The sequence below is a fragment of the uncultured Vagococcus sp. genome, from assembly GCF_963518325.1.
In the GTDB taxonomy this organism is placed as follows: Bacteria; Bacillota; Bacilli; order Lactobacillales; family Vagococcaceae; genus Vagococcus_D.
The window spans coordinates 22,039-28,560 of the sequence record NZ_CAUQJB010000044.1; the positions used below are offsets into that span (position 1 = coordinate 22,039).

The 6,522-nt window shown below is 35.0% G+C and carries 10 protein-coding genes; 7 read left to right on the top strand and 3 right to left on the bottom strand.

Annotated features, from left to right (window positions below):
- The first annotated feature begins 285 nt into the window (after positions 1-285).
- The 4 genes from RWN13_RS21690 to RWN13_RS21705 all read left to right on the top strand — a co-directional run bounded on the left by RWN13_RS21690 (position 286) and on the right by RWN13_RS21705 (position 2,723).
- Positions 286-540 (top strand): DUF3781 domain-containing protein, encoded by a 255-nt coding sequence (locus RWN13_RS21690; protein WP_314067926.1) that lies wholly within the window; start codon positions 286-288, stop codon positions 538-540.
- A 383-nt stretch (positions 541-923) separates the two neighbouring features.
- A complete protein-coding gene (locus RWN13_RS21695; protein ID WP_314067928.1) occupies positions 924-1,106 on the top strand; it encodes a hypothetical protein in 183 nt (60 codons plus the stop codon).
- Between the two features lie 532 nt (positions 1,107-1,638).
- Complete coding sequence (locus RWN13_RS21700; protein ID WP_314067930.1) at positions 1,639-2,037, top strand: hypothetical protein; 399 nt, start codon at positions 1,639-1,641, stop codon at positions 2,035-2,037.
- A gap of 221 nt (positions 2,038-2,258) precedes the next feature.
- Entirely contained in the window at positions 2,259-2,723 is a 465-nt protein-coding gene (locus RWN13_RS21705; RefSeq protein ID WP_314067932.1) for a GNAT family N-acetyltransferase, read from the top strand.
- Between the two features lie 131 nt (positions 2,724-2,854).
- Here RWN13_RS21705 and RWN13_RS21710 read toward each other — a convergent pair whose 3' ends face one another.
- Both RWN13_RS21710 and RWN13_RS21715 read right to left on the bottom strand, forming a co-directional pair.
- On the bottom strand, positions 2,855-3,274 hold the full coding sequence (locus RWN13_RS21710) for a glyoxalase/bleomycin resistance/extradiol dioxygenase family protein (protein WP_314067934.1): 420 nt from the start codon (positions 3,272-3,274) through the stop codon (positions 2,855-2,857).
- Between the two features lie 65 nt (positions 3,275-3,339).
- Positions 3,340-4,113, bottom strand: a complete 774-nt coding sequence (locus tag RWN13_RS21715; protein WP_314067936.1) for a helix-turn-helix transcriptional regulator — start codon at positions 4,111-4,113, stop codon at positions 3,340-3,342.
- 323 nt (positions 4,114-4,436) lie between these two features.
- Here RWN13_RS21715 and RWN13_RS21720 point away from each other — a divergent pair, with 323 nt between their 5' ends.
- The 3 genes from RWN13_RS21720 (at position 4,437) to RWN13_RS21730 (ending at position 5,865) form a co-directional block, all read left to right on the top strand.
- Complete coding sequence (locus RWN13_RS21720; RefSeq protein ID WP_314067937.1) at positions 4,437-4,892, top strand: hypothetical protein; 456 nt, start codon at positions 4,437-4,439, stop codon at positions 4,890-4,892.
- Positions 4,893-5,256: 364 nt separating this feature from the next.
- Positions 5,257-5,460: a hypothetical protein gene (locus RWN13_RS21725; RefSeq protein ID WP_314067939.1), complete on the top strand. Its 204-nt coding sequence runs from the start codon at positions 5,257-5,259 to the stop codon at positions 5,458-5,460.
- Between the two features lie 111 nt (positions 5,461-5,571).
- Positions 5,572-5,865, top strand: coding sequence for a DUF3784 domain-containing protein (locus RWN13_RS21730; RefSeq protein WP_314067941.1), 294 nt, complete (start codon positions 5,572-5,574; stop codon positions 5,863-5,865).
- Positions 5,866-6,341: 476 nt separating this feature from the next.
- On the opposite strand, the gene RWN13_RS21735 is transcribed toward RWN13_RS21730, so the two are convergent.
- A partial coding sequence (locus tag RWN13_RS21735; protein WP_314067942.1) for a hypothetical protein occupies positions 6,342-6,522 on the bottom strand: 181 nt, incomplete at its 5' end.

A 6,522-nucleotide genomic window follows, 5' to 3' on the forward strand; every position in this document is an offset into this window, starting at 1 on the left:
TATGATAAGCTTACCAATGAAAAACAATAGAATTAATTTATTAATGAGCCTATCTTCTCCTTTTCTCTTTGTTTATTTTGTAATGTACCTAAGCTTCTTTTTTCGATCAATCATCTTGTGTCACAGAATGAATCAGTGGTCATGGAATGTTGAACTATGTAAACCTAATGGGCTTATCATGCCATCCGGCTACTGGGTTTATCCGTGACAGACACCTTCACTGTTTTTCTTCACTATACACACACTATGATCAGTTACAATTATCTAACAATTACGGAGGTTATTATGGAAAATATCAGACGTGTTATTCTCAATAATGTTTGCTACACTGACTTAGTTTATGGCAGAATAAACAAGAAACTTGGGACTTCTTTGTTGAATAAAGACATTGAGGCCTTAGTTATCAGCTTATTATCCTGTGCTGAAAATAAGATTGAGAAAATTGGTAAAAACTTCTACATTAAAGATTTAGACAATAAAATCAGTCTCACTATAAATTCTTACACCTACAGAGTCATTACTGCCGACAAACTAAAATAATCAGCCGTAATATACACTCACATAAAATTAAACCTCCTCTTCAATTCCTAAAAGGCTAGATAAAAGTTAGATGTAAAGGATTAATAAAAACAATAGGCAAAAAAAATGAAGATTATCGTCTTATTTCTGCAATACAAGCTATTAACTCACTAACGTTTTGACCATTTAGAAAAAAATAAATTAAAATTCTTTGAAATCAGTTCTTCATATGGGCTACGGGGCTGAGTAATAGCAACAAGCATGACTCTGACAGTTAATGGCGTCAACGTATCAGATTAGTCAACAACATTCATTTAAGGTTCATTACGAAGTTGTAACTATGATTATCACTTAATAAATGCTACTGTTGAGATAGCAAAACACTACTGGGAGGTGCTGACACCTTGAAAATGCCAAAAGAAAATATTATTTTAGCTATTATCGCAGTTACTTTGTTTCTATTAACCTATTTCTTAGAAAATCAATTGCCTTTTACCATTTTCCAAGCCACTGTCATCATAGTTCTTGCTATTGTTCCTATTGGGAAATGGCTCATTTCAAAAAAGCTCGCTCCAAAAAAAGACTAGGATAAGTTTAAACTCCTAGTCTTTTTTAGCTAATTATAAAGAGACGGCTAGGAAACGATTAGCAGCGTCCGCCTCCTCCTCTATTCACGACTATTCTTCATTTAACGCTTCAATTTGATCTCATCTATTAAGTCTCACATGCTAAGTCTTGTCTATCAGGAATCATTCGTTAACCTTTCGGCTGAAAAGAAATTGAATCTATCACTCTTTGCTCATGATTATATTACTAAACCAGTGGACCTATCTGTTCGAATTATTTTACGGGATATGGCCACGTTTAATCTTATCAAAAATCAAAACCCACCCAACTAACTGACTTCAAACATGTCTTTTCAAAAGACGAAGCTATGCCTCTAAGTGTTATGCCTATCGCTTATACTGAACTTCAACAGGAGGAAGATTAGCATGAACAACAGAGGCGTTGAGGAGCAACTGATTTTTACAGTTTTTTTCTTCTCAATCCACCGCAACACTATGTGCTCTCACAGCATATAAACCAACTGGTTAATCCAATAGATGAGGGGTGATAACTATGAATAAAAAAGAGTTTATTGATCAAGTAAATAAGAAATATGCTAAAACAGATGAAGATAACGTTCTTATTCCTGTAATGAAAGATATTACGAGTTACTTCATAGAGATCGATAACAATCTGAAAAACATTGATGAAAAACTAGTGATTGGCTTTAATTATCATGTTGTTGATCTGATTGTCATAGAGCTAGGCAGCAACCATATCCATTTCAAAAGATTAGACAAAAGTATCAAGATTACTTATGTCTCTAATGTTGGGAATCAATACAGTGACCAATATGCTCAGTTAGATTTAGACGAGATCATTATCGTCAATGGTAAACTCGTCATTAAAAATAGCCAGATTGATTTCTCTATAAATTATCTGGACCATTACTTAAACTATTTAATTGTGTAGTGCCTCCCACTACTTCAAAAAAGGCTCTTTTCAACGTATTCTCTGTTCATGTTCCACCTGATAACGCTTTGTTTATCATGATGAGTTGAAACCATTCACCTTTTAATCTTTTAAGTTTAACAGTATAACAAGACATCTGATTATAGCGACTCACCATGCCAAATTGTACATCGGAACTCAACATTGTTACAATTAATTTATACGATTTAAGGAGTGATGACATGGATATCCTACTGGCAACTAAAAAACACGTTCCCCAAATAGCGGCTCTTTACAACGGCTTATTTACAACGATGTCGGAATTGGAACCTTATTTTTTCAAAAATACGAACCAAGATTCATCTTTTTTAGAAACAACGATTGAAAGTGACAGCTCAGATCTCATTATTGCCTTAATAAATGACGACATAGTCGGTTTTGCGCTTATTCAATTACAAGAAACACCACCATATAAGGTGTTGGAACATCATCAATTTGCCTACATAACCGATTTAATAACCAAACCCGAATACCGAAATCAAGGAATCGCTTCGGCGTTACTAACAGAATGCGAAAAGTGGGCCAAAATAAATGAGGCTGATTACTTGGAATTAAGTGTTTTGAACAAAAATACTAATGCCTACGAGTTGTACTTAAAAAAAGGGTTCGCAGAAAAAATGACCACTCTTTACAAACAAATTGATTAAGCTAAAGGTTTGTAGTCTATATCTGATTTATTATGAAAAACGGCTCTATCATACATGGGACAGAGGAATCCGATCGTGATTCCTCCGTCCCATATATTTTATCTTATGTAAGCATTTAAGTCTGTTACTCACTACTTTTGAGCATTCAATTCCCAAATAATCCCAAATTTATCTTCGATTTTAGCATATAATGAATCCCAAAATGTCTCCTCAAGTTTTATAATGCTCTTAGAACCACTTGCTAACATTTTTTCTTCCAGAATCGTTATGTCAGCGACCTTTTCAAGCTCCAGCCAGATACTCGCCTGTGACTTTGCAGAACCCTTCTCTTTACTTTGCTTTTCAAGAAAATCATTTGCAAGGATAACACTTTCTCCAAGTTTAAAACTAGCATGAGCAATACAATTTTTACGACTTTCATCTTCCATATACTCCACATCTTCAAATGTCAATTTTTCTAGAATTTCAGCTCCAAAAATATCGGCATAATAATTTAATGCCTCATTGCACTCGTCATAAAAGTATAAATAAGGGGTTCCAGTTTTAATCATTTTTTTTCATCTCCATTTCATCAACTTACAACTATTTTATCATGTCAAGATCAACTAAACTTATTCTAGATTGTGTTCTTTAAACAGGAGATTAACAGTTTCCCTACATTAACTAATATGGGTGGATCTTCTGGTATTGGTTCTCTCAGCTTAATTGTGTAATTATTACCAGAACAATTTGGAAAAGATAACCTGCCATCTTCTTTCCCCCTTAAACTATTACCTAAGTTAAAGTAAGATAGACTATTATTGGAACGGCTTATAGCACAAGCTAATAAATAATAGTCACCACTTGGAATATGTGTCAATGTATTTCCCATTAAATGCTTAGTCGCTAATCCAGATATCGGCCTATGATTGGGAATAAGGGTCCGGAAAAGACCAATAAATATGATCCCCTTGTCAAATACATCAGGTACTTCAATATTTACTGTACAAAAAGACGAACTCTTTTCTTCAAAATACGCTACCGCTTGATCCCTATCATCCTTTTCAAACCGTTTAATATCAGAAAAAGTCTCACTCATTTCAGTTTTGTATGCTCTGGGCGAACTACCTGTATATTTTTTAAAGGTATTCGTGAAGCTACCACTGCTTTCAAAACCGGACTGTCCTTGTAGGTCGATGACCCTCTTTTCTTCATCAAGTTTAATAATCGCCTTTTCAACTTTTAAACTCGAGAGGAATTCAACAACACTAAACCCATTTATTTCTTTGAATTTCCGACTAAAGTGATGTTTATCATAACCAAAGTGACTGGCAATTTCCTCACTTGTCATTTTTCGACTGACAGCCTCTTCGGACATGAAGGACAGAATTTCCGACATCTTAGTTTTCATTTTTATGCCTCCTCCGAGTATTCTTTTCTAAAAATTGTATCATATATATATTAAATCCACTACTTAGTCTGAACAAAAAGAATCAAGTTTCCAATAATAGTTAATTTTTAGGAGGAACTTAACGATCGCTAAAGGCCATTTTTTTTATTCAACCTCAGCTGTTTTGCTTCTATCTCAAAAGGCTGCTTCTTGGTTGATGGTACAGATGTCATCAAGAAGCAGAATTTTTTAGCCTTGACTTAAATCACTCTTTTTGTTGCTACTAATGCAGGCTTTTTTAATGTATAATGACTGTAATACAACTCAAAAAACGAGGTTTAATTATGACAACTAAACTTTTTTTCACTATAACTTTACTGGTAATATTTTTAGCATCTTGTTCTCAGAACCATTTCAAAAATGAAAGGCTGCCAGATCGTTCTGAACAACCATCTACTAGCGATCTCCACTCAAAAATAATGGGAGATTGGGAATCAGAAAATGAGGATCACACCTATTATCTATCAATTAAATCAGATTCAAAATCGTCTATCGACTATAGTGACGACCCGCCTGCTACTAAAGATAAACATTATTATAAACTTTCTATCAATAGTATCAATGATCAAAGTATTACTGCTATATCAGAGGATAAAAAGACCCACTATCTGTTCTTTTTTTCTGAGGATGAACGAATAACCGTCAACTTTGGTGTTAACTCTGAGTACTACTCAGATAAAAAACCTTCAGAAATGCCTGTGGGTTTATCTAAGCCAATCCTTTATCATCGAATGAAGTAAAGCTTAATGGGTAGAAGCCATAAACGGACAACCAATTACGCTGCTCCCTATGTCCTCCTCAAGTTATGACTCTTCCAATCCCCAATCTGCACTATTAATATTGGGGATACCATCGACTTGCTCAATATCGTCATATCGGCCCGATACCACTATTTTTTTATCATTCTCTTTTATGTTCAACGGATTCTCCCTTTCACAGGTGCTGTTTGACATGTCATAAGCTGCTTGAACATAAAGGGTCACAGCAAGTTTCAAGCTATTTAGTTAAGACTCTGCCTTACAAATCTGTTATTTTTCGTCACCTCAATCGATCCTCTTTTTTATCACTCGTGACTATACTTAGTTATGAAAGAGGTGTTTTTGAATGAACAATCAACTTTTTTTGACCATTTCAATCGTTGTTTTATCGATTGGTTTCTTTTTTTTAGGTTTATCGAGTACCGTTTATCGTTGGCGAGCTTTTATGAATAAACCAGCTTGGAATGGTTTGACCCGCCCTTTTTTAATTATTGGCAGTATATTTTTTGTTGTTGGTCTTGCTTTAGTTTATCTCTTTTATCCGAAGTAAGTTCTTCCGATGCTGGAATTGATTTAAGGGGTCTTTTCTTTCGGTTTATTTTAATTAACCACCTGACTTATTTTTGGTGTATAATGAGCGTAAAAAAGGGAGGGGAAATTGATGGTATTGGAAATTTTACTATGCTTGGTCCTTTTTATTGTGGGAATTCAGTTGTTTAGAGGGAAGTGGTTGATGTTAATCGCAGGCTATAATACTTCATCGAGAGAGAAACGGGAGCAGATCAATGGCCACAATTTTGGGAAATTGATTGGTGGATTGGTTTTAATTTGTTCATTAGCTATTATCATCACCTTGATTAAACCAGAAATCGCTAATGTTTTTGCTGCTCTAATTCCGCTTTTGGTGCTGTTTAGTCTTGTTTTTGCTCATTTTTCTAGGTGGTTCAGGGTTTAGGGCAGGCAGAAAAGAGGAGTTAGTTATTTTTACGGATTGACGATGCTACAATTCTTATACCTTAACTGACGTCCAATATTTTTATTCCGACTGAGGGGAAATAGTATAACTACTCACTTAAATGACCGAGAGTGTTAATACATACGCTGAGGTAGATACACGTGCAGCCCGACATATCCTTTCAACAAGCATCAACTAAAAGATATATCTGTTTTTTTACACTGGTGTAAAAAAATAGATATATAGAAAACGTTTTATTTTTGATACACTGAAAATAATCCTTTCTTACTGACCTTTCAAGAAATGATTACTATCTTAACCAACACATTTTTAGAGTTTGCAAGGAATCGATCACCTTGCGCAAAAGCCTTAGTATGATGAGCTAACGTTTTTCTCTAACCAAAGAGGGTAGGACAATGTCCTACCCTCTTTGGTTTCACTCCACACTTTCCCCTACTTATGCCCTTTTTAACCCCTCAGGCAACGACCTCCCCTTCATCACCTTCCAAGGCTTCCCTAACAATTTGTTCTCGCTGAGCCATTAAGATTGCCGGTTTAACCGCTCCCCGTTTTAACTGAATAAAGGCACCGGCTAGACAAACTCCAATAATCCCCACAATCGTCACCATGGTTTTAACATCCAACTCGATAAACAGG